The following is a 20506-nucleotide window of genomic DNA, read 5'->3' on the forward strand; positions in this document are numbered from 1 at the left end:
CGTCTGGCGTCGGGCTCCGCCACCTTCTCGGCCCAGGACATCGCCTCGGCCCTCCCGGCCGCCTGGCGGCAGGTCGCGGGCGGCTGAGCTGTCCCGGCGGACCGGGCCGCGGGGTTGGACGCGAGGGGGACGGGTCCGCAGGGGGTGGGTTTCGAAATGCTGCCGAGCTATTTGTGGGCCGCTGGGGGCGCCCCCGGCCGAAGGTTGGGGGACCTGAATGGTCGACGTCGAAGCCCACCCCCGGAGGGCCCGGCCCCCGACCCGCACCCGGCACCCCGCACCCCGCACCGCCCACCGCGCAGGGCCCCGTGCCGCCCGCGCAGGCCAGGGCCTGGGCCTGAGACACTGAGGCTGATGGACACCGATGTGATGCGTGCCCGGGCGGAGATCGATCTGACCGCGCTTCGGGCGAATGTGACGGCGCTGCGGGCCTGCGCTCCCGGCGCCGGGTTGATGGCCGTGGTCAAGGCGGACGCCTACGGGCACGGGATGGTGCCGTGTGCGCGGGCGGCCCTGGAGGCCGGGGCGACGTGGCTCGGGGCCGCCACGCCCGAGGAGGCGCTGGCGTTGCGCGCCGCGGGCGTCGGCGGCCGGCTGCTGTGCTGGCTGTGGACGCCGGGCGGTCCGTTCCGCGCCGCCGTCGAGGCCGACATCGATGTGACGGTGAGCGCCCGGTGGGCGCTGCGCGAGGTGTGCGCGGCGGCCCGGGAGGCCGGCCGCACGGCCAGGGTGCAGCTGAAGGCCGACACCGGCCTGGGCCGCAACGGCTGCCAGCCGGCCGACTGGCCGGAGCTGACCGCCGCCGCGCGGACCGCCGAGACCGACGGGCTGATCAAGGTCACCGGCATCTGGTCGCACTTCTCGTGCGCCGACGAGCCGGGGCACCCGTCGATCGCCAACGAGCTGGCGGCGTTCCACACCGTCCTGGCGGTCGCGGCGGACGCGGGCCTCGACCCCGAGGTGCGGCACATGGCGAACTCGCCGGGCACCCTGACCCTCCCCGAGTCGCACTTCGACCTGGTGCGCACCGGCGTCGCGATGTACGGGATCTCGCCGGTGCCGCAGGTCGGCGGCCCCGCCGACTTCGGGCTGCGGCCGGTGATGACGCTGACCGCGCGGCTGGCGTCGGTCAAGCGGGTGCCGGGCGGGCACGGCGTCAGTTACGGCCACCACTACATCACCCCGGGCGAGACGACCCTGGCGCTCGTTCCGCTGGGTTACGCCGCCGGCGTCCCGCGGCACGCGTCGGGCTCGGGGCCCGTCCTGGTCGCCGGCAAGTGGCGGACGGTCGCGGGCCGGGTCGCGATGGACCAGTTCGTCGTCGATCTCGGGGGAGACGCGGCCCGGCCGGGCGACGAAGCAGTACTGTTCGGGCCGGGTGACCGGGGTGAGCCGACCGCGGAGGACTGGGCGCGGGCCGCGGGCACCATTGCCTACGAGATCGTCACGCGGATCGGTACCCGGGTGCCGCGCGTCTATGTCGACAACGGGAGACGCGTACCAGGGGAGTAGCGGGAACACGATGACCATGGACAGCGGAGCGAAGTGGGAACGGGCCGGCAAGAACGCCGGCTTCGTCGGTGCGGCGATCGGCGTGGTGGCGGCGGGCGCCGCCGCCGGCGTGGCGCTGGAACGGCTCACCGTCGGCAGGGGCATTCGCCGGAAGGCGCGGCTCGCGCTGGACGCGGCCGGGCCGTACGGGGCGCTGCGCGGCGATCCCGGCACGGTGGCCGCCGAGGACGGCACCGAGCTGTACTACGAGGTCGAGGACGTCGTGGAGCCGCCGGTGGTGGTGCAGCGGCGCGGCTGGTCGGGGATCTTCAAGCGGACCGGCGGGGTCGAACCGCAGCCGCTCACCGTCGTGTTCTGCCACGGCTACTGCCTCAACCAGGACGCCTGGCACTTCCAGCGGGCGGCCCTGCGCGGCAGCGTCCGGGCCGTCTACTGGGACCAGCGCAGCCACGGGCGCTCCGAGCGCGGCCGCGACCAGCTCGCCGGCCGGCCGGCCACGATCGACCAGCTCGGCCGTGACCTCAAGGCGGTGCTGGACGTCGCCGCGCCCGGCGGACCGCTGGTGCTCGTCGGGCACTCGATGGGCGGCATGACGATCATGGCGCTGGCCGACCAGTTCCCCGATCTGGTGAAGGAGCGGGTGGCCGGGGTCGCCTTCGTCGGCACCTCCGCGGGCAAGCTGGCGGCGATGACGATGGGGCTGCCGGCCGCCGGGGCACGGGCGTTCCGCGCGCTGGCGCCGGGCGTGCTGCGGATCCTCGGCACCCAGGTGGACCTGGTGGAACGGGGACGGCGGGCCACCGCGGACCTCTTCGCGGGCATCGTGAAGCGGTACTCGTTCGCTTCGGAGGTCGACGCGTCCGTGGGCCGGTTCGCCGAGCGGCTGATCGAGGGGACGCCCATCGACGTCGTCGCCGAGTTCTACCCGGCCTTCATCCAGCACGAGAAGGCGGACGCGCTGGCCGTGCTCGACGGCAAGCCCGCGCTCGTGCTGGCCGGGGACAAGGATCTGCTCACGCCGAGCGACCACAGCGCCGACATCGCCGAGCGGCTGCCCGCCGCGGAACTGGTGATCGTCGAGAACGCCGGCCACCTGGTGATGCTGGAGTATCCGGAACTGGTGAACGCCCATCTGGCCGCCCTGCTGGCCCGCGCGGCGGACGCCGTCCAGGCCCCGCTGCCGCGCGCGGTAAGGGAGTTGGGCCTCCCCGAGGTACGGGCGGCGGTCCAGGAGGCGTGAGACCCGAACGGCCGGCCGGTCACGGGCGGCCGCCCTCCCGGCCGACGGCCGGGTCCGGCTCCGCCACGCCGCGTAACATTCGCGGACATGGAACCGCTGCACGGTCAGCACACCGCTGACGACTCCGTATCCGTCCGCCTCACGATCCGGACCCCCGACCGTATGCGGGAGTTGGGCCGGGCTCTCGCCGGGCTGCTGCTCCCCGGAGACCTGGTTCTCCTCAGCGGCGAACTGGGTGCGGGCAAGACGACGCTGACCCGCGGCCTGGGGGAGGGCCTCGGGGTGCGGGGGGCGGTGACCTCGCCGACCTTCGTGATCGCCCGGGTGCACCCGTCGCTCAGCGGCGGGCCCGCCCTGGTGCACGTGGACGCGTACCGGCTGGCCGGCGGTCTCGACGAGATGGAGGACCTGGACCTCGACGTGTCGCTGCCGGAGTCGGTGGTCGTCGTCGAGTGGGGCGAGGGCAAGGTCGAGGAGCTGTCCGAGGCCCGGCTGCAGGTCGTCATCTCGCGGACGCTGGGGGCAGCCGGACCGTACGACACCACCGGCACCGACCCGGACGCCGACCCGGACGTCAAGGCCGATCCCGACGCCGCATCCGACGCGGATGACGTGCGCGAGGTGACGGTCACCGGTATCGGTCGACGCTGGGTCAACCAGGACCTTTCGCCGCTGAGGGCGTGACCGGGCGCGGGGCCTTCCGACAACGTGTCGGGAAGATGTTGCGCGCGGGTGGTCCGGCGTGGTCGCATGGGAGTGCAGATGTTGGTCGAGGCTGCCTACATTCCCTCAGGAGGCACGCATGCCGGCTCATGGCACTTCGGGCGCCCCGAAGCCCGCCGCAGTCCCAGCGGTTCCGGCTGCCCCCGCGGTTCCCAAGGTTCCCGCGATCCCGGCCCTGCCGTCGATGAGCGCGCTGCTGGCGGCGGGCGCGGCGGCGACGGCCGTCTCCACCCCGCCGGACGAGAAGGACGGCGAGCGGCGCGACGCCGCGTAGCAGCCGACGGCCGCTCACTCGTTCGGTGGAATCCGCGCCCCCGGCCGGATGGCTCGATGGCCCGACGGCTCGATCGCCCGCTCAGCGGACGACGACGATCCTCGTGTCGACCACCGCGAGCTTCCACAGCGCGTCACCGTCGGCGGGCTTCTCACGGATACCGCCGGTCTTCTTCCGCGCGTCCGGGCTGGGCATCGAGGCGTCGACCGCCGCGCTGAAGCCTATGACGGTGCTCCCGACGGTCGCGAACCGGACGACGTGCTCGATCGCGACCCCGTCACCGCCGGTGCCGCGCGCGGTGCGTGAGGTGACCTTGTACCGGCCGGGCACGGGATCGACACTGCCCGGCGCGACGAGGAAGGTGCGCAGCACCTTGTTGTCGTCCCCCACCAGCCAGACCCGCCGGTCCGTCAGCCCGTAGACCACGCGCTTGCCGGTGCCGGACTGGGCGGGCAGCGGCGGCACCTTCGCGACCGGCGGCACCTTGGCCGGGGGCGCGGTGGAGGCCGGGTTCGAGGGGATGGCCGTCGCCGGACGGTCGGCCGCGGAACCGGAGGCCTGGACGGCCAGTACGGCGATGACGGCGAGCGCGGCAGCGGTGAGGCCTGTCACGAGGGTCCCCGACCCGATCCTTGGCACGGTTGGTTCGCTCCTCCGGAGGGGTTTGCGGGCTGTGGTCGACGGTAGCAGCCGGGGCCCGCCGGATGACCGCGTGAGCGGGCGCCGGGCGGCCGGTGTCACGGCCGCGCCTGCCCGCCGCCGCGGCCGGGGCGGGGCCGTAGGGTGGCACCGTGCTTCTGCTTGCTTTTGATACCGCCACCCCCGCTGTGACCGCCGCGCTCCACGACGGTCGGCGGGTGCTTGCCGAGTCGACGGTCGTCGACGCCCGGCGGCACGGAGAACTGCTCATGCCGGCCGTCGACCGGGTGCTGGGCGAGGCCGGCGCGGCGATCGGCGACGTGACCGGCATCGTCGTCGGAACCGGTCCCGGGCCGTACACGGGGCTGCGGGTCGGGCTGGTGACCGCCGCCGCGTTCGGCGACGCGCTCGGGGTGCCCGTGCACGGCGTCTGCACCCTCGACGGGATCGCCTACGCGGCCGGTCTCGCCGGAGTCGACGGCCCCTTCGTGGTGGCGACCGACGCCCGCCGCAAAGAGGTCTACTGGGCCCGCTACGACAGCCCCCGCGAGCGCGTGACCGAGCCGGCCGTCGACCGTCCCGCCGACCTCGCGGGGACGGTCGCGGGGCTGCCCGCCGTCGGCGCCGGAGCCGCCCTGTACCCGGAGGTCTTCACGGACGTCCGGGCCCCCGAGCACCAGTCCGCCGGTGCGCTGGCCGCACTCGGCGCCGTACGGCTCGCGGAGGGCGCGGAGTTCGCGCCCGCGCTGCCGCTGTACCTGCGGCGGCCCGACGCGCAGGTGCCCGCCGGCTACAAGGCGGTCCTGCCCAAGTGACGGTGACACTGCGCGAGATGCGCTGGTGGGACCTGGACCGGGTGATGGAGCTGGAACGGGAGCTCTTCCCCGAGGACGCCTGGTCGCGCGGCATGTTCTGGTCCGAGCTGGCCGACGCGCGGCACCCGCTGGCGAGCCGGCACTACATCGTGGCCGAAGAGGATGCCGGGGGGAACGGGGGCCGGCTGGTCGGGTACGCGGGACTCGCGGCGATCGCCGGGACCGGCGACGTGCAGACCATCGCCGCCGCCCGCGACCACTGGGGCTCCGGCCTCGGCTCCCGCCTCCTCGCCGACCTGATGCAGCAGGCCACCGCCTTCGAGTGCCACGAGGTACTGCTCGAGGTCCGCGTCGACAACCTCCGCGCCCAACGGCTCTACGAGCGCTTCGGCTTCGAGCCGATCGGCTTCCGCAAGGGCTACTACCAACCGGGCAACGTCGACGCCCTCGTGATGCGCATGACCGAACCCTCCTCCGTACAAGGAACCACTACTGATGGCTGACGAGCCGCTTGTCCTCGGTATCGAGACCTCCTGCGACGAGACCGGTGTCGGCATCGTCCGCGGGCACACCCTGCTCGCCGACGCGGTGGCGTCCAGTGTCGACGACCACGCGCGCTACGGCGGCGTGGTGCCCGAGATCGCCAGCCGGGCCCATCTGGAGGCGATGGTCCCCACGATCCAGCGCGCCCTGAAGGAGGCGGGGGTCGCGGCGAGCGACCTCGACGGCATCGCCGTCACCGCGGGCCCCGGGCTCGCGGGCGCGCTGCTGGTGGGGGTGAGCGCCGCCAAGGCGTACGCCTACGCGCTCGGCAAGCCGCTCTACGGGGTCAACCACCTCGCCTCGCACATCTGCGTGGACCAGTTGGAGCACGGCGCGCTGCCCGAGCCGACGATGGCGCTGCTGGTCTCCGGCGGGCACTCGTCGCTGCTGCTCGCGCCCGACATCACCAGTGACGTGCGGCCGCTGGGCTCGACGATCGACGACGCGGCGGGGGAGGCGTTCGACAAGGTCGCCCGGGTGCTGGGCCTCGGCTTCCCCGGCGGCCCGGCCATCGACCGGCACGCCCGCGACGGCGACCCGAAGGCCATCAGGTTCCCGCGCGGCCTGACCGGCCCGCGGGACGCGCCGTACGACTTCTCCTTCTCCGGGCTGAAGACGGCCGTCGCCCGCTGGGTCGAGGCGCGGCGCCGCGAGGGCATGGACGTGCCGGTCGCGGACGTGGCCGCGTCGTTCCAGGAGGCGGTGGTGGACGTGCTGACCCGCAAGGCGCTGCGGGCCTGCAAGGAGAACGGCGTGGACCACCTGATGATCGGCGGCGGCGTCGCGGCCAACTCGCGGCTGCGCTCGCTGGCCCTGGAGCGCTGCGAGGACGCGGGCATCGTGCTGCGGGTGCCGCGGCGGGAGCTGTGCACGGACAACGGCGCCATGGTCGCGGCGCTCGGCGCGGAGATGGTGGCGCGCAACCGTCCGGCGTCGACCTGGGACCTGCCGGCCGACTCCTCACTGCCCGTCACCGAGGTCTCCGTACCGGGCCACTCACACCCTTCCCCTCACTCGCACGACCACGTCCACGAGCTGAGCAAGGACAACCTGTACTGATGACCGTCGCCCTGATGTGGGAGGCGCGGGCCGCCGAGGGGCGCGGCGCCGAGCTGCTGGAATGGGTCCGCGCCCAGGAGCTGGCGCCCGTCCCGCTGCGCCGCGAGCACTTCTCCGCACCCGGTGAGCGGGTGCTCGTCATCACCTGGTGGGACGCGCCCTACGAGGCCGAGTTGCCCGAACTGGCGGAACCCCCGGCCGCTTTTCTGCATCGTTCAGTACACAGATGGCGGTTTGAACGAACAGCATAGGGCTTGAAAATGCACATAAAAGCGGCAGGGTTGATCGTTTCCGGTCTCCTGCTCGTCACCGGGTGCTCGGCGGGTTCGTCCTCGCCGAAGGCCGCGCCGCCAGCCCCCGGGACGGGTCCTGCCGCCGCCCCCTCGCGGGACGGGAGCCCGGCGCCCGGCGAGGACGCCGGCACCGCCGCCGCTTTCCGCAAGTGGAGGATCAAGCCGATGGCGCCGGTCCCGGCCCCGCCGAAGGTGAAGCCGGTGAAGACCGGTACCGGGGTGCCGCCGGTGGTCAGTGACATACCCACCAAGGAGAAGATCGTCTTCGTCACCTTCGACGACGGCGCGGAGAAGGACCCGAAGTTCGTCACCATGATGGGCGAACTGAAGGTGCCCTTCACGATGTTCCTGACCGACGACATCATCCGGAGCGATTACGGCTACTTCAAGCCGCTCCAGAAGCTCGGCAACCCGATACAGAACCACACGCTGACGCACCCGAACCTGCGGACCGAGCCGGAGTCCGCGCAGCGCCACGAGATATGCACCCAGCAGACGAAGCTGAAGGCCGAGTACGGCACCGCGCCCCGCCTCTTCCGTCCGCCCTACGGCAACCTGAACGAGGCCACCAAGACCGCCGCGAAGTCCTGCGGGGTCCAGGCGATCGTCCTGTGGCGCGAGTCCATGCAGATCAAGGGCATGCAGTACCAGCGCGGCGACAAGAAGCTGCACCCCGGCGACATCATCCTGGCGCACTTCCGCGGCCCGTCGGAGCTCAAGGGCACCTCCATGACGGAGATGACCGCCAACATGCTGCGGGAGATATCCGACCAGGGCTTCACCGTGGCGCGCCTGGAGGACTACGTCTGAGACGCCGGGTCCTTCACCGGCCGGCCCAGCAGCATCGACGGCGCGCCCGCCACACGGGTCAGGAAGACCGTCACCGAGTGCGGGCCCTCCAGCCGGAGCTTCTTGCGCAGCTCCTCCGGCTCGATGGCGGAGCCGCGCTTCTTGATGACGGCGACGCCGACGCCGCGCTGCCGCAGCAGCGCCTTCAGCCTCTTGAGGCCGAACGGCAGCACGTCGGTGATCTCGTACGCCGTCGCGTACGGCGTCGGGCGCAGCTCGTCGGCGGTGACGTACGCGATCGTCTCGTCGATCAGCCGCCCGCCGACCTGCTCCGCGACCTCCGCGACCAGGTGCGCGCGGATCACCGCGCCGTCCGGCTCGTAGAGATACCGGCCGACCGGGCCGGCGGGCGGGTCAGGGAGCGGGGTGCCGGTCCACAGGGTCGTGGTGGCGGGCAGCAGGGTGGCGCTCACCGAGCCGGGGTCCTTGCCGAACCACAGCACGGCCTCCTTCACGTCGCCGCGGTAGGAGATCCACTCCGCCCCCGCGTCGTCGGGGACGGCCTCGTGCGGGATGCCGGGCGCGACCTTCAGGGCGGCGACCGGCACTTCACGGGCGGCCCCGATCGCCCAGGACAGCGTCGGCGAGTACGCCTCCGGATCAAAGATCCGGCCACTTCCTGATCTGCCTCCTGATCTGCCGCCGCGCCTGGCCGGGTCGACGAAGACGGCGTCGTAGCCGCTCGTGGCGACCTCGGCCACATCGGCGCAGCGCACCTCGATGAGGCGGGCCAGTCCCAGCGACTGCGCGTTGGCCCGCGCAACCGCGCAGGTCAGCGGGTCACGGTCGACCGCCAGCACCTCGACGCCGGCCCGTGCCAGCGCGATGGCGTCCCCGCCGATCCCGCAGCACAGATCGGCCAGCCGCCGGACGCCCAGGGCCTTGAAGCGCTCCGCCCGGTACTCCGCCACCTCGGTGCGGGTGGCTTGTTCCACCCCGTCGGGGGTGAAGTACATCCGGTACGCGTCCGCCCCGAACTTCGCCTCCGCACGCTGCCGCAGCCGTGCCTGGCCGAGCGCGGCGGACACGAGTTCCGCGGGATGTTCGCGCCGCAGCCGGGTCGCCTCCGCCAGTTCGCGGGCGGGGTCGTAATCGCGCAGCGACCCCAGCAGGGCCTGCCCCGCGGGGGTCAGCAGTGAGGAGAACGCGTCGAGATCCACGCTCCGATTGTCCTCCAGAACGGAGGCCGGCGGCACCGATCGGCGGCGCTCCGTTGGCACTCCGCTTGACCGAGTGCTAAAGCCGTCCTAGTCTCGGGTCTGGCACTCAGCACTGCCGAGTGCCAGCACAACAGCGACGGGCAGGTCCGGCACCCGCGACGACGGGCCTACCAGGTCGCCACCCAGACAGACACTCCCGTTAGCCCTTTGAAGGGGGAGGTCGGAACGTGACGACCGCCAGCAGCAAGGTTGCCATCAAGCCGCTCGAGGACCGCATCGTGGTCCAGGCGCTCGAGGCTGAGCAGACCACGGCCTCCGGCCTGGTCATCCCGGACACCGCCAAGGAGAAGCCCCAGGAGGGCGTCGTCCTGGCCGTGGGCCCGGGCCGCTTCGAGGACGGTAACCGTCTTCCGCTCGACGTTTCCGTCGGCGACGTCGTGCTGTACAGCAAGTACGGCGGCACCGAGGTGAAGTACAACGGCGAGGAGTACCTCGTCCTCTCGGCCCGCGACGTTCTCGCGGTCATCGAGAAGTAGGTCTGCTTCACCACTAGCAGCAGCCGTGACCTTCCCCCGGGTGATCCGTGTCTACTGACCCGGCGCCCGGGGTTTGGTCTTTGACGAGGAAAAGACGAGGTAGGACGCAGTGCCGAAGATCCTGAAGTTTGACGAGGACGCCCGTCGCGCCCTTGAGCGTGGCGTCAACAAGCTTGCCGACACCGTGAAGGTGACGATCGGTCCCAAGGGCCGCAACGTCGTCATCGACAAGAAGTTCGGCGCGCCGACCATCACCAACGACGGTGTCACCATCGCCCGTGAGGTCGAGCTCGACGACCCGTACGAGAACCTTGGCGCCCAGCTCGTGAAGGAGGTGGCGACCAAGACCAACGACATCGCGGGTGACGGCACCACCACCGCCACCGTGCTGGCCCAGGCACTGGTCCGCGAGGGCCTGCGCAACGTCGCCGCCGGCGCTTCCCCCGCCTCCCTGAAGAAGGGCATCGACGCCGCGGTCAAGGCTGTCTCCGAGGAGCTGCTGAAGACCGCCCGCGCGATCGAGGGCAAGGAAGACATCGCGGCCGTCGCCGGGCTGTCCGCCCAGGACAAGCAGGTCGGCGAGCTCATCGCCGAGGCGATGGACAAGGTCGGCAAGGACGGTGTCATCACCGTCGAGGAGTCCAACACCTTCGGCCTGGAGCTGGACTTCACCGAGGGCATGGCCTTCGACAAGGGCTACCTGTCGCCCTACTTCGTCAGCGACCAGGAGCGTATGGAGGCCGTCCTCGACGACCCGTACATCCTGATCCACCAGGGCAAGATCACCTCGATCCAGGACCTGCTGCCGCTGCTGGAGAAGGTCATCCAGGCCGGCGCGTCCAAGCCGCTGCTGATCATCGCCGAGGACGTCGAGGGCGAGGCGCTCTCCACCCTCGTCGTCAACAAGATCCGCGGCACCTTCAACGCCGTCGCGGTGAAGGCCCCGGGCTTCGGCGACCGCCGCAAGGCCATGCTCGGCGACATCGCCACCCTCACCGGTGCGACCGTCATCGCCGAAGAGGTCGGCCTCAAGCTCGACCAGGCCGGTCTCGACCTGCTGGGCACCGCCCGCCGCGTGACCATCACCAAGGACGACACCACCATCGTCGACGGTGCCGGTGACAAGGCCGAGATCGACGGCCGTGTCGGCCAGATCAAGGCCGAGATCGCCGGAACCGACTCCGACTGGGACCGCGAGAAGCTCCAGGAGCGCCTCGCGAAGCTCGCCGGCGGCGTCTGCGTCATCAAGGTCGGCGCGGCCACCGAGGTGGAGCTCAAGGAGAAGAAGCACCGTCTCGAGGACGCCATCTCGGCGACCCGTGCCGCGGTCGAGGAGGGCATCGTCTCCGGCGGTGGCTCCGCTCTCGTCCACGCCGTCAAGGTCCTCGAGGGCAACCTCGGCCTGTCCGGCGACGAGGCCACGGGTGTCGCGGTCGTCCGCCGCGCCGCTGTCGAGCCGCTTCGCTGGATCGCGGAGAACGCGGGCCTCGAGGGCTACGTCATCACCGCCAAGGTCGCGGAGCTGGAGGCCGGTCACGGCTTCAACGCCGCCACCAACGAGTACGGCGACCTCATGAAGGCCGGCGTCATCGACCCGGTCAAGGTCACCCGCTCCGCGCTGGAGAACGCCGCTTCCATCGCGGCCCTGCTGCTCACGACCGAGACCCTGGTCGTCGAGAAGCCGGCCGAGGACGAGGGCGACGCCGGTCACGGCGGCCACGGCCACTCGCACTGACGTTGTAGCGCTCTGTCGCGCGAAGGCCCCTGCTCCCGCCGCCCGGCGGGAGCAGGGGCCTTTCGCTGTGCCGCCGGCTAGTGCGGCATCTCGATCACGCCGAGCTTGGTCAGCAGGCCGAGCATGTCGTGGTTCCACCAGGATTCCATGATCATCCCGTCCTGGAACCGGAAGACCGTCTGGCCTGTCATCTCGGCCGACCGGTTGGTGGGCGGCATGCCCCGGAACTCGCCGACGTGGGTGGCGGCCCAGGTCCACCGGGTCGATACACAGTCCCCTTCGGCGAGCTGGTCGTCGACCGTGAACCGGAAGTCGAACCCCGCCCGGTATCCGGCGACCTCCTCGCGCAGCGCGGCGGTCCCCATGGTGTCCGTCTCGTTGTTGGGGTCGTGATCGTGGTAGCCGGCCGCGAAGATCTCCTCGATGGCGTCCATATTGCCGTCATTGCAGATCTCTTCGAAGAACCGGAGGCAGGCCGCCTTGTTGAGCTGTTCGTCCCGGACCACGTCCAGGTCCGTGAACGTAGGCATCCCGTCGCAGAGCGCCACCATCTCCTGGAAGATCCGCTCCGTCTCCGGAAGCCGGGAATTCTTCATTGCTTCTTCGTACGACGGGAATTCCACGATCTCGACGTAGTGGGACGCGTCGGCGCGGTCCTTGCCGAGGACGCTGTGGCTCGCGGTCCGCTTGCCCTTGGTCTGTTCGACCCAGCGGTCCATGAGCTGGTTCATGTCGTTGAACTGGTCGGTCTTGAAGTCGATGATCTGTGTGAACTGCATGGCGTACCTCCCGAGCCGGGTGGAATACGTCCATTTTAGTAATAAATGAGCCTTTCGCAGATATCGCCGGGCAGCGGCTACTGCGGCCCGTACTTGCGGCCTGTCCTGGAGGAGACCCCGCCGAGCAGGCCGCGCGGCGCCAGCTTCACCAGGCCCATCAGCGTCTTGTACCTCGGGTCCGGCACGGACAGCGTCTTCCCGCGAGCCAGGTCCTTGAGCGCCGTCGCGACCAGCTTGTCCGCGTCCAGCCACATCCAGCCCGGGATGTTGTCCGTCCCCATCCCGGCACGCTCATGGAATTCAGTCCGCACGAAGCCGGGGCAGAGCGCCATCAGCCGTACGCCGGTCCCCGCCAGATCCTTCGACGCGCCCTGGGTGAACTGCACGACCCACGCCTTGCTCGCCCCGTACGTACCGCGCGGCACGAAGGCGGCGACCGACGCGACGTTCACCACGCCGCCACGTCCCCGCTCCCGCATGCCTTCCGCCGCCGCGCTCGTCAGCCGCAGCACCGCCTCGCAGTGCACCTTGAGCATGGTCAGCTCGTCGGCCATCGAGACCTCGAGGTAGCGCCCCTTGTTGCCGAACCCGGCGTTGTTGATGAGCAGATCCACCGCATCGGTCCGGTCCGCGAGCCGTGACTCGACGGCCGCGATCCCGTCGTCCCGCGACAGATCGGCGGAGAGCACCTCTGCCTCGATGCCGTGCCGATCGTGCAGTTCGGCCGCCTGCTTCCGCAGCCGCTCGGCGTCCCTGGCAACCAGCACCAGGTTGTGCCCGTCGGCCGCCAGCCGGCGCGCGAAGGCGGCGCCGATCCCTGCTGTCGCGCCGGTGATCAGTGAAGTCGTCATCCCACGAAGTTAGCCGAGCCGCTTGCGGATCGATTCCGCGTACGCCCTGTTGATCACGTCGATCGCCACCATCGTCCGCGGCAGCAGCTCCGCCCGCGTCGTCAGCGCCCGGAACAGGAACTCGACGGTCACCTCGTGATCGGGCCGCGACAGCACGGTTATCCCGTCGCCGGCCCGCACCTCACCCGGCTCGACGACCCGCAGATAGGCGCCGGGCCTGGCGTCCTGGGTGAAGCGCCGCACCCAGCCCTTCTCGCCCAGCCACACGGCGAAGGTCCGGCACGGGATCCGCGGCGAGGTCACCTCCAGCACCACCTCACCGACCCGCCACCGCTCCCCGACCAGCGCGGAGTTGATGTCCACCCCGACCGTCGTGAAGTTCTCCCCGAACACCCCGTTGCGGAGCTCGCGCCCGAGCGACCCCTCCCACCGGTCCAGGTCCTCCCGCGCGTACGCGTACACGGCCTGGTCGTCCCCGCCGTGAAAACGCCGGTCGGCGATGTCGTCCCCCGCGAGCCCACTCCCCGCCACCCCCTGCGGCCCTGGATCGGCCACCGCCACCGGCCCCTCGACCGGCCGCTTGTCGATCCCGGTCCGCCCGGGGTCCGAGTAGTCGACGGCCGTCGAGCGGCCGATGTTGAGTGACAGGAGTCGCGCCATGCACGCACCTTACGTTCGCGGTCGGCGCCCGGCGACCCTCCGGCGGATCCGCTCCAGATCCTCCGCGGGCAGCGCGCCGGCCACGACCAGCCGCGGCAGCAGTTCCGGCTCGGCGGTCAGCGCCCGGAACGCCACCGCGACCGTCACGTCGTGCTCCGGCCGCCCGACGATCTCCATCGCGTCCCCCGCGCGGATCTCACCCGCCGTGACCACCCGCAGATACGCCCCGGGCACCGCGGCCGCGGTGAACCGCTTGAGCCAGCCCGGTCGGTCCAGCCACCCCTCGAACGTCACACACGGGATCCGCGGCGCCGACACCTCCAGCACCACCTCGCCCCCGACCCGCCACCGCTCCCCGATCAGCGCGCCGTTCACATCCAGGCCGACCGTCGTGAGGTTCTCCCCGAACACCCCGCTGGGAAGCTCCCGCCCGAGCTCTTCCTCCCACCCGTCGAGGTCCTCCCGCGCGTACGCGTACACGGCCTGGTCGTTCCCCCCGTGATGTTTCACGTCATACGCCCGGTCCCCCTCCAGCCCCACGGCCCCGCTCCCCTTGGCCCCCGGCGCCCCGACCCTCACCGGCCCGGCCACGGGCCGCTTGTCGATCCCGGTAGCGACGATCCCCTTCCACGGATTGGCCCGCGGAACACCGACGTTGACCGATAGCAGCATCATGCTCCGACTGTAGGCGGGGCCGCCTCCGGCGGGAATCGGGTTACGTCGCCCCCGGGCCGCCCCGCTCAAGCCGTCCGCAGGACAGCCAGCACGCGCTCCACGTCGGCCGACGTGTTGTACAGGTGGAAAGCGAACCGCAGGTTCCCCGCCCGCTCCGACAGCACCACCCCCGCCTCCGCCAGGCCGGCCGCGGGCAACCCCGGCACGGACACGATCGCCGAACCGCCCTCCCCGATCGGCGAGTACCCCAGCGCCTCCACCCCACCCCGGAACGCCGTCGCCAGAGCCACGTCGTGGCGGTGGATCGCCTCCACCCCCACCTCCTCGATCAGCGTCAGCGAAGCGGCCGCCGCCACGAACCCGAGATACGCCGGCGACCCGTCGAACTGCCGGGCCGTCGCCGCCAGGCGGGTGATCGGGCCGTAGCACTCCGCCCAGGGGTCGTCGCCCGCGTACCAGCCGGCGAACGCGGGGGAAAGGCCGTCCTCCGAGCCGGGGCGGACGGTGAGGAAGGAGACGCCGTGCGCGCCGAGGAGCCATTTGAAGGAGCCGCAGACGACGTAGTCGTCGTCGGACGCGCTGAGCGGCAGCCAGCCGGCCGCCTGGGTGGCGTCGACGAGCGTGCGCGCACCGTGCGCGGCCGCCGCGGCGCGGATCGCCGGGAGGTCGGCGACGCGGCCGTCGGCGGACTGGACGGCGCTGACGGCGACGAGCGCCGTACCCGGCCGCACCTCGGCCGCCAGGTTCGCCAGCGGGACGGAGCGCAGCGCCAGGTCACCGCGGCCGGCGAACGGGTTCACCAGGGAGCTGAAGTCGCCGTCGGCGACGAGCACGTCGGAGCCCGCCGGCAGCCGCGCGGCGATCTTGCCGACGCTCGCGGAGACGGTCGAGCCGATGGCGACCCGTTCGACGGGGGTGGACAGCAGCCGGGCGAAGGACGCGCGGGCGGCGCCGACGGCGGCCTCGTACCGGTCGAGGGGCGGCCGCCCGGCGGCGCAGTCGTCGACGGCGAGGTGCAGCGCTTCGGCCGTCCGGGCGGGCGGCAGCCCCATGGTGGCGGTGTTGAGGTACGTCGTGCCCGGCGCGATCGCTGCGAACGCGCCGTCACCCAACCCGGCCGCCCCGACTCCGCCATCCGTGCCGTCCGTGGCGCCCGTGCTCAGCAAAGGGTTCATACCTTCGAGCCTGCCGCTCCCCGCTCTCAAAGTCCATTGCCAGTTACTTAGACGTATACCCAAGCATCGCTTATGGTTGGAGCATGATCGAGGCACGTCATCTCAGGGTGCTCCGCGCCGTGGCCAGGACCGGTTCGTTCTCCGCCGCCGCCCGGGAGCTGGGCTGCACCCAGCCCGCCGTCAGCCAGCAGATGAAGGCACTGGAACTGTCCGCGGGGACGACCCTGCTGATCAGGACCGGTCGGGAGATGCGGCTGACGGAGGCCGGCGAGGCGCTGGTCCGGCACGCGGCCGGGATCCTGGCGGGCCTGACGGCCGCCGAGGAGGAGGTCGCGGCCATCGCGGGGCTGCGCGCCGGACGGGTGCGGCTGTCGTCGTTCCCCTCGGGCAGCTCGACGCTGGTGCCGACCGCTGTCGCGGGGATGCGCGCCGCGCACCCCGGCACCAAGATCTCGCTGGTCGAGGCGGAGCCGCCGAAGTCCGTGGAGATGCTCCGGGCGGGGGACTGCGACATCACGCTGGCGTTCCGGTACGTGGATCTGCCGACTCCCGCGGAGGAGCAGTGGGACGACCTCGTCGTCCGGCCGCTGCTGACCGACCGGCTGGTCGGACTGGTGCCCGCGGGGCACCGGCTCGCGGCGGGGGACCGGCCGGTGCGGATCGAGGAGCTGGCGGAGGAGGAGTGGATCGCGGGGTGCCCGCGCTGCCGCCGCCATCTGGTGGAGGTCTGCGAGCGCGCGGGCTTCACCCCGCGCATCGACTTCGCGACGGACGACTATCCGGCGGTGGTGGGCCTGGTCGCGGCCGGGCTCGGCGTGGCGGTGCTGCCCGAGCTGGCGCTGGAGGCGGTGCGGCCCAAGGGGGTCGCGGTGCTGGAGGTGCTCCCGGCCGTGCAGCGTGAGGTGGTGGCCCTCACGCTGCCCGACCTGGCTCAGGTGCCGGCCGTGGACATGATGCTCGGCCGACTGGCTCGGGCAGGCCTGCGCTAGGACCTGTCGTCATGGGGGTGCCGTGGAGGGAACCCGAAGAAACGATTCTTCAGTTCGTCGGCTGCATGGTGAGCAGCCGGTGCCGCGAGCGGCCCATCATCTCTTCGCGCTCGTCCTCCGTGAGGCCGCCCCACACCCCGTAGGGCTCTCGGACGGCCAGTGCGTGCGTCGCGCACTCCGCACGCACCGGGCACCGCATGCAGACCTCCTTCGCGGAGGCCTCGCGGGCGCTTCTGGCGGCGCCGCGCTCGCCTTCTGGGTGGAAGAACAGGGAGCTGTCGACGCCGCGGCAAGCCGCGACGAGCTGCCAGTCCCATAGATCGGCGTTCGGGCCCGGAAGGCGGGAGAAGTCTGCCATTGCTCATCCCCTCGAAGGGTGTGTTGGGGAGCCAGGGTCCTGCCCGGTCGATCCCCGGACCGTCCGCGCACTGCCAAGCGGGCCCCAGGTGCTCTCGACCGTACATCTACTGTCTAAGTAGATGTAAATATGACTCATCACAAATTTAGCCGCGAACACCGCGCATTGCGCCAAAGAGCATCCGAATAGTTCAAACTCAGACATAGGACCCGTTCGGCGGGATGCATGTCCGGCACATGGGCGCGCGAAGTGCTTCCGCGGCCGCTCGGAGTGCGCCCCGTGGACCCGCTCTGCGGCTGATCCGTATTCGGTCCCTCACGTAGAGTGCTGGCTACTGCAGCCAAACTCCGTAACTCTTTCGAGTGAGGGTCGTTGAGAGTACGGAAGTGGTTGGCGGACGAACGATTCGGGCACATGCCCGACGCCGTCAGCCCCAACGGTGAAGTTTCGTACAGCCTGGAGGCTCAACGTGACGCGGTTCAGCTGCGGAGGGCGGGCATGACTTCCGTCCTCGTCTGTGACGACTCCCCGCTCGCCCGAGAGGCCCTGCGCCGCGCGGTCGCGACCGTGCCCGGCGTCGAGCGTGTAACGACCGCGGCCAACGGCGAGGAAGTCCTCCGCCGCTGGGGCGCCGACCGCTCGGACCTCATTCTCATGGACGTCCGGATGCCCGGCCTCGGCGGTGTCGAGACCGTGCGCCGGCTGCTCTCCGCGGACCCGGGCGCCCGCATCATCATGCTCACCGTCGCCGAGGACCTGGACGGCGTGGCGCTCGCCGTCGCGGCCGGTGCCCGGGGGTACTTGCACAAGGACGCCTCGCGCGCCGAGCTGCGGGCCACCGTCACCCAGGCCCTCGCCGACCCGACCTGGCGGCTGGCCCCGCGCCGGCTGCGCTCCGCCGAGATGGGCGCCGCGCCGACCCTGACCGCGCGCGAGATCCAGGTGCTCGAAGGCATGAGCCATGGACGCTCCAACGCCGAGATCGGCCGCGAGCTCTTCCTCTCCGAGGACACCGTCAAGACGCACGCCCGGCGGCTGTTCAAGAAACTCGGCGCGTCCGACCGGGCCCACGCGGTGGCGCTCGGGTTCCGCTGGGGCCTGGTCCGATAGGACCGGGGACCCAGGGCCATGAGCGGTGGGCTTTCGGGTGGAGCCGCCCCGCTCGTACCGGTTTCCCGAGCGAGGACGCATGCTTGACGTATGGACTTCCTCGGGGATCGGCGGGCGGGGCAGCGGGGGGACGCCGTGAAGGCGGCCGACGCCCCCGCGCATAACGCTTCGGTGCACAAGGACTCACGCGATGCGGCAGAAAGTCCTGCGGCCAGGCACCATGGACCGATGCGAGACGAGGCCAACGGCGACAACGCAGCCTTCGGCGCCCTCGTCCGCAGTGCGGTCGATGGTGACGAGCAGGCGACCCATGATCTGCTGGCCCTCGTGCACCCGTTGGCCGAACGGTACTGCCGCGGCCGACTGTCCCGATTGCCCGGTGATGCTCGTCACTTCGTGGACGACCTCACGCAGGAGGTCTGCCTCGCCGTGCTGTGCGCGCTGCCGCGCTATCGCGACCAGGGGCGGCCGTTCGAGGCGTTCGTCTTCGCCATCGCCGCCCACAAGGTCGCGGATCTGCAGCGGGCCGCCATGCGCGGGCCGGGCAGTACCGCCGTGCCCTCCGACGAGATGCCGGAGAAGCCGGACGACTCGCTCGGCCCCGAGGAGCGCGCGCTGCTCAGCAGCGACGCGGCCTGGGCCAAGAAGCTGCTCGCCAACCTCCCGGAGCACCAGCGGGAACTGGTGCTGCTCCGGGTCGCGGTCGGCCTCAGCGCCGAGGAGACCGGGCAGGTTCTGGGGATGTCGCCCGGGGCCGTCCGGGTTGCCCAGCACCGCGCCCTCAGCAGGCTGCGCGCCATCGCGGAGGAGTCCGCGGAGGCCTCGACCGGCGGCGATCCCCGGGGTCTCAGCGCGTAGAACCGCTGCTCAGCCGGTGCTGGTCCCCAGGTCCCGGCTTCGCAGCGGGGAATGCCGGCGGAGTCCACTAGCATTGAACAACTCGCCGGGCAAGACCATTGGGAAGGTGTCATGACTCTGAACGCCGCAGGGGTACCCGAGAAATTCGCGATGCTCGGCCTCACGTACGACGACGTGCTGCTGCTGCCGGGTGCCTCCGAGGTGCTCCCGAACCAGGTCGACACCGCCTCCCGTATCTCGCGCAACGTCCGGGTCAACATCCCGCTGCTGTCCGCCGCGATGGACAAGGTCACCGAGGCGCGGATGGCCATCGCCATGGCGCGGCAGGGCGGCGTGGGCGTGCTCCACCGCAACCTGTCGATCGAGGACCAGGTCAACCAGGTCGACCTCGTCAAGCGCTCCGAGTCCGGCATGGTGACCGACCCGATCACCGTGCACCCGGACGCGACGCTCGCCGAGGCGGACGCGCTCTGCGCCAAGTTCCGCATCAGCGGTGTCCCCGTCACCGACGCCGCGGGCAAGCTGCTCGGCATCGTCACCAACCGCGACATGGCCTTCGAGAGCGACCGCTCGCGCCAGGTGCGCGAGGTCATGACGCCCATGCCGCTGGTCACCGGCAAGGTCGGCATCTCCGGCGTGGACGCGATCGGCCTGCTGCGCCGCCACAAGATCGAGAAGCTTCCGCTGGTCGACGACGAGGGCCGGCTCAAGGGCCTGATCACCGTCAAGGACTTCGTCAAGGCCGAGAAGTACCCCCTCGCCGCCAAGGACGCCGAGGGCCGGCTGCTGGTCGGCGCGGCCGTCGGCGCCAGCCCCGAGGCGCTGGAGCGCGCCCAGGGCCTGGTCGCGGCGGGTGTCGACTTCCTGATCGTGGACACCTCGCACGGCCACAACAGCAACGCGCTGAGCTGGATCTCCAAGATCAAGTCGAGTGTCCCGGTCGACGTCATCGGCGGCAACATCGCCACCCGTGACGGTGCCCAGGCCCTGATCGACGCCGGCGCGGACGGCGTCAAGGTCGGCGTCGGCCCCGGCTCGATCTGTACCACCCGCGTGGTCGCCGGCATCGGCGTCCCCCAGGTCACCGCGATCTACGAGGCGGCCGTGGCCTGTCAGGCCGCGGGCGTCCCCGTCATCGGCGACGGCGGCCTGCAGTACTCCGGCGACATCGGCAAGGCCCTCGCGGCGGGCGCCGACACCGTGATGCTCGGCAGCCTGCTGGCCGGTTGCGAGGAGAGCCCCGGCGAGCTGCTCTTCATCAACGGCAAGCAGTTCAAGTCCTACCGCGGCATGGGTTCGCTCGGCGCGATGCAGTCCCGCGGCCAGGGCCTGTCCTACTCCAAGGACCGCTACTTCCAGGCCGAGGTCTCCTCGGACGACAAGCTCGTCCCCGAGGGCATCGAGGGGCAGGTCCCGTACCGCGGCCCGCTCTCCGCGGTGCTGCACCAGCTCGTCGGCGGCCTGCGCCAGACCATGGGCTACGTCGGCGCGGCCAGCGTCGACGAGATGGCGACCAAGGGCCGCTTCGTGCGGATCACCTCCGCCGGTCTCAAGGAGAGCCACCCGCACGACATCCAGATGACCGTCGAGGCGCCGAACTACCACGGCCGCTGACCGACGGCCGGAACGTCAGTGGAGCCCGCGGACCGATGGTCTGCGGGCTTCCGCCTGCC

23 protein-coding genes are annotated in these 20506 nt (G+C 71.5%); 15 read left to right on the forward strand and 8 right to left on the reverse strand.

Going from position 1 to position 20506, the window contains the following annotated elements; all coding sequences use genetic code 11:
* Window positions 1–354 precede the first annotated feature (354 nt).
* The 4 genes from alr (at window position 355) to O3X23_RS14375 (ending at window position 3749) form a co-directional block, all read left to right on the forward strand.
* On the forward strand, window positions 355–1512 hold the full coding sequence (gene alr, locus O3X23_RS14360) for an alanine racemase (protein WP_269271741.1): 1158 nt from the start codon (window positions 355–357) through the stop codon (window positions 1510–1512).
* A 16-nt stretch (window positions 1513–1528) separates the two neighbouring features.
* Complete coding sequence (locus O3X23_RS14365) at window positions 1529–2752, forward strand: alpha/beta fold hydrolase (protein WP_269271742.1); 1224 nt, start codon at window positions 1529–1531, stop codon at window positions 2750–2752.
* An 87-nt stretch (window positions 2753–2839) separates the two neighbouring features.
* Complete coding sequence (gene tsaE / locus O3X23_RS14370) at window positions 2840–3436, forward strand: tRNA (adenosine(37)-N6)-threonylcarbamoyltransferase complex ATPase subunit type 1 TsaE (RefSeq protein ID WP_269271743.1); 597 nt, start codon at window positions 2840–2842, stop codon at window positions 3434–3436.
* Between the two features lie 118 nt (window positions 3437–3554).
* Window positions 3555–3749: a hypothetical protein gene (locus O3X23_RS14375; RefSeq protein ID WP_269271744.1), complete on the forward strand. Its 195-nt coding sequence runs from the start codon at window positions 3555–3557 to the stop codon at window positions 3747–3749.
* Between the two features lie 81 nt (window positions 3750–3830).
* Here O3X23_RS14375 and O3X23_RS14380 read toward each other — a convergent pair whose 3' ends face one another.
* On the reverse strand, window positions 3831–4388 hold the full coding sequence (locus tag O3X23_RS14380; RefSeq protein ID WP_269271745.1) for a hypothetical protein: 558 nt from the start codon (window positions 4386–4388) through the stop codon (window positions 3831–3833).
* 152 nt (window positions 4389–4540) lie between these two features.
* On the opposite strand from O3X23_RS14380, the gene tsaB reads away from it, so the two are divergent.
* Genes tsaB through O3X23_RS14405 form a run of 5 tightly spaced genes read left to right on the forward strand, consistent with a single transcriptional unit; the run spans window position 4541 to window position 7908 of the window.
* Complete coding sequence (tsaB, locus tag O3X23_RS14385) at window positions 4541–5203, forward strand: tRNA (adenosine(37)-N6)-threonylcarbamoyltransferase complex dimerization subunit type 1 TsaB (protein ID WP_269271746.1); 663 nt, start codon at window positions 4541–4543, stop codon at window positions 5201–5203.
* Between the two features lie 17 nt (window positions 5204–5220).
* Window positions 5221–5706 (forward strand): ribosomal protein S18-alanine N-acetyltransferase, encoded by a 486-nt coding sequence (gene rimI / locus O3X23_RS14390; RefSeq protein WP_269271904.1) that lies wholly within the window; start codon window positions 5221–5223, stop codon window positions 5704–5706.
* Window positions 5699–6805, forward strand: a complete 1107-nt coding sequence (tsaD, locus tag O3X23_RS14395) for a tRNA (adenosine(37)-N6)-threonylcarbamoyltransferase complex transferase subunit TsaD (RefSeq protein WP_269271747.1) — start codon at window positions 5699–5701, stop codon at window positions 6803–6805. The genes rimI and tsaD overlap by 8 nt, the downstream gene beginning before the upstream one ends.
* Complete coding sequence (locus tag O3X23_RS14400; protein ID WP_269271748.1) at window positions 6805–7056, forward strand: hypothetical protein; 252 nt, start codon at window positions 6805–6807, stop codon at window positions 7054–7056. Before tsaD ends, O3X23_RS14400 begins: the two co-directional genes overlap by 1 nt.
* A gap of 9 nt (window positions 7057–7065) precedes the next feature.
* Window positions 7066–7908, forward strand: a complete 843-nt coding sequence (locus O3X23_RS14405) for a polysaccharide deacetylase family protein (RefSeq protein WP_443047851.1) — start codon at window positions 7066–7068, stop codon at window positions 7906–7908.
* Here O3X23_RS14405 and O3X23_RS14410 read toward each other — a convergent pair.
* On the reverse strand, window positions 7899–9107 hold the full coding sequence (locus tag O3X23_RS14410) for a class I SAM-dependent methyltransferase (RefSeq protein WP_269271750.1): 1209 nt from the start codon (window positions 9105–9107) through the stop codon (window positions 7899–7901). The genes O3X23_RS14405 and O3X23_RS14410 overlap by 10 nt on opposite strands.
* Window positions 9108–9334: 227 nt before the next feature.
* On the opposite strand from O3X23_RS14410, the gene groES reads away from it, so the two are divergent.
* Window positions 9335–9643: a co-chaperone GroES gene (gene groES, locus O3X23_RS14415; protein ID WP_138352939.1), complete on the forward strand. Its 309-nt coding sequence runs from the start codon at window positions 9335–9337 to the stop codon at window positions 9641–9643.
* 109 nt (window positions 9644–9752) lie between these two features.
* Entirely contained in the window at window positions 9753–11378 is a 1626-nt protein-coding gene (groL, locus tag O3X23_RS14420; RefSeq protein WP_269271751.1) for a chaperonin GroEL, read from the forward strand.
* A 77-nt stretch (window positions 11379–11455) separates the two neighbouring features.
* Here the strand turns inward: groL and O3X23_RS14425 are convergent, their stop codons facing one another.
* The 5 genes from O3X23_RS14425 to O3X23_RS14445 all read right to left on the reverse strand — a co-directional run bounded on the left by O3X23_RS14425 (window position 11456) and on the right by O3X23_RS14445 (window position 15518).
* Window positions 11456–12157 (reverse strand): ester cyclase, encoded by a 702-nt coding sequence (locus O3X23_RS14425; protein ID WP_269271752.1) that lies wholly within the window; start codon window positions 12155–12157, stop codon window positions 11456–11458.
* Between the two features lie 77 nt (window positions 12158–12234).
* Entirely contained in the window at window positions 12235–13008 is a 774-nt protein-coding gene (locus tag O3X23_RS14430; RefSeq protein WP_269271753.1) for an SDR family NAD(P)-dependent oxidoreductase, read from the reverse strand.
* Between the two features lie 9 nt (window positions 13009–13017).
* Complete coding sequence (locus O3X23_RS14435; protein WP_269271754.1) at window positions 13018–13668, reverse strand: MOSC domain-containing protein; 651 nt, start codon at window positions 13666–13668, stop codon at window positions 13018–13020.
* 9 nt (window positions 13669–13677) lie between these two features.
* The gene (locus O3X23_RS14440; protein WP_269271755.1) at window positions 13678–14343 is read right to left on the reverse strand and encodes an MOSC domain-containing protein; all 666 of its coding nucleotides are present in this window, start codon (window positions 14341–14343) and stop codon (window positions 13678–13680) included.
* Between the two features lie 65 nt (window positions 14344–14408).
* Entirely contained in the window at window positions 14409–15518 is a 1110-nt protein-coding gene (locus O3X23_RS14445; protein WP_269271756.1) for an aminotransferase class V-fold PLP-dependent enzyme, read from the reverse strand.
* An 83-nt stretch (window positions 15519–15601) separates the two neighbouring features.
* Here O3X23_RS14445 and O3X23_RS14450 point away from each other — a divergent pair, with 83 nt between their 5' ends.
* The gene (locus O3X23_RS14450) at window positions 15602–16507 is read left to right on the forward strand and encodes a LysR family transcriptional regulator (protein WP_269271757.1); all 906 of its coding nucleotides are present in this window, start codon (window positions 15602–15604) and stop codon (window positions 16505–16507) included.
* 49 nt (window positions 16508–16556) lie between these two features.
* Here O3X23_RS14450 and O3X23_RS14455 read toward each other — a convergent pair whose 3' ends face one another.
* Window positions 16557–16865 (reverse strand): WhiB family transcriptional regulator, encoded by a 309-nt coding sequence (locus O3X23_RS14455; RefSeq protein WP_138352947.1) that lies wholly within the window; start codon window positions 16863–16865, stop codon window positions 16557–16559.
* Window positions 16866–17363: 498 nt separating this feature from the next.
* Here O3X23_RS14455 and O3X23_RS14460 point away from each other — a divergent pair, with 498 nt between their 5' ends.
* The 3 genes from O3X23_RS14460 to guaB all read left to right on the forward strand — a co-directional run bounded on the left by O3X23_RS14460 (window position 17364) and on the right by guaB (window position 20447).
* Entirely contained in the window at window positions 17364–17975 is a 612-nt protein-coding gene (locus O3X23_RS14460) for a response regulator transcription factor (RefSeq protein ID WP_003948568.1), read from the forward strand.
* A gap of 228 nt (window positions 17976–18203) precedes the next feature.
* A complete protein-coding gene (locus O3X23_RS14465; protein ID WP_331283910.1) occupies window positions 18204–18833 on the forward strand; it encodes a sigma-70 family RNA polymerase sigma factor in 630 nt (209 codons plus the stop codon).
* 111 nt (window positions 18834–18944) lie between these two features.
* The gene (gene guaB / locus O3X23_RS14470; RefSeq protein ID WP_269271759.1) at window positions 18945–20447 is read left to right on the forward strand and encodes an IMP dehydrogenase; all 1503 of its coding nucleotides are present in this window, start codon (window positions 18945–18947) and stop codon (window positions 20445–20447) included.
* The last annotated feature ends 59 nt before the right edge of the window (window positions 20448–20506 follow it).

This window comes from Streptomyces sp. H39-S7 (genome assembly GCF_027158205.1).
Taxonomy (GTDB): Bacteria; Actinomycetota; Actinomycetes; order Streptomycetales; family Streptomycetaceae; genus Actinacidiphila.